Source organism: Planktosalinus sp. (assembly GCF_059864935.1).
In genome coordinates, this window is the sequence record NZ_JCBCCK010000384.1 from 1 (window position 1) to 1,744 (window position 1,744).

A 1,744-nucleotide genomic window follows, 5' to 3' on the forward strand; every position below is an offset into this window, starting at 1 on the left:
GGTTCTTGAACTTTACAAAGGGTGCGCAATAAAGTGGACTTGCCGATACCGTTACTGCCCACTAAGCCAACGAGCACCCTTTTTTGCAGTGAAAAGTTGAGGTCCTTTGCCACGACATGGTTTCCGGTTTTGTGGAAATAGCCTATGGAGAGGTCTTGGGTTTGAAGGGTGTATATAGGTTGATTTGACATTAACAAATTAGTACCACAAAGTTGCGCAGAGGTACCGCAAAGTTACACAAAGATTTTTACTCTGTGCCACTTCGCGCTTCTTTGTGGCTCTCTGCGGTATAGCTTAATTATACCGCAAAGTTACGCAAAGGTGCCGCAAAGTTACACAAAGTGTTTTTTTACTGACCACTGGCCACTGCTACTGAACACTAAAAAAGCAGCTTCCGTTTTCGAACCAATAACCAAATCACCACCGGTGCGCCCACTAACGAAGTTATCGCATTAATGGGCAAAGTATAATCTGTAAACGGCACTTGTGCAATGCTGTCGCAAATAAGCATAATGATGGCCCCGCATAAAAGCACCGCAGGAATCAATACTTTATGATTGGCTGTTGTAAAAAACTGTCTGGTGATATGCGGCACTGCCAGACCGATAAAAGCAATAGGTCCCGCAAAGGCTGTGATGGCACCGGCCAAAATACAGGTGGCAATCAAAATAAACAAACGACTTTTCCCGATGTTGAGTCCCTGGCTTTTTGCATAATTTTCTCCTAAAAGCAATGCATTTAAAGGTTTGATGGTCAAAACCGATAACAGCAATCCCAAAAAGAAACAAACAGCAAGCACGACCATGCCTTCCCAGGAGTTGTTACCAAGGCTTCCAAACGACCAGAAAATATACTGTTGCAGTTGCTCTGCCGGACTGAAATAGGCGAGAACACCCACTACGGCAGCAGTCACGCTCCCAAACATCAACCCAATGATGAGAATCGCCATGGTGTCTTTTACGCGCACAGTAACCGCCAATACCGCCAGCATCACCAGTAAACTGCCCAAACCGGCGGCGATGACCAGCGACCATTTGCTAATCAATAATACTCCAAGAGCGCCACCTATCCCTGAAGCTCCCATAATCAACAAAGCCACACCCAGACTGGCACCACTGCTAACGCCCAAAACAAAAGGCCCTGCCAAGGGGTTCCGGAAAAGGGTTTGCATTAAAAGCCCGCTGATGGAAAGTCCGGCGCCCACCATGATTGCGGTAAGTGCTTTTGGGAGTCGGTAGTCTTGAATAATAAAAGTCCAGGAGGCCTTTTCGGTATCCAGATAAAAGAGTGCCTTAGCTACTTCTTTCAAAGGAATGGAAACAGACCCCAAACTAATATTTGCAAAAAACACAACAATAAGCAGCCCGCTTAAAGCGAAAAAGTGTTTGTTGTATGTGGCGGTTTTTTCCAAGTAAGTTTTTTTAGCCCGCAGATCTCGCTGATTTTCGCAGATCATTTTCTGCGCACATCTGCGTAATCAGCGGGAGATTAATTTAGTGCCCTAAAAAAGTAAAGTTCATAATCAGGTAACAACTCAGGGTGCAATATCTTTACTAAATCCTTTAAAACCAAATCGGGACGGTTGGGGGCAAGTTCGTAATATACAACACCACCCGTTTCCCCTTTCAAGCTCGAAAAACTATAAACGTTTTTATTCCTGAATGCATCAAATTGGGTGTAAGCCTTATTGGCATCTTCAAGCTCTTTGTAGGTTGTAAATTGTCCCGGACCAATCCAAAAATCG

Annotated in this window: 2 protein-coding genes and 1 pseudogene; all 3 read right to left on the reverse strand. The window is 44.7% G+C overall.

Going from position 1 to position 1,744, the window contains the following annotated elements:
- On the reverse strand, positions 1 to 191 hold a 191-nt coding region (locus tag AC6F75_RS12025; RefSeq protein WP_500715270.1), incomplete at its 3' end, for an ATP-binding cassette domain-containing protein.
- Between the two features lie 188 nt (positions 192 to 379).
- Complete coding sequence (locus AC6F75_RS12030) at positions 380 to 1,411, reverse strand: iron chelate uptake ABC transporter family permease subunit (protein WP_500715272.1); 1,032 nt, start codon at positions 1,409 to 1,411, stop codon at positions 380 to 382.
- A gap of 77 nt (positions 1,412 to 1,488) precedes the next feature.
- A pseudogene (locus AC6F75_RS12035) lies at positions 1,489 to 1,744 on the reverse strand (ABC transporter substrate-binding protein); the annotation flags it as partial.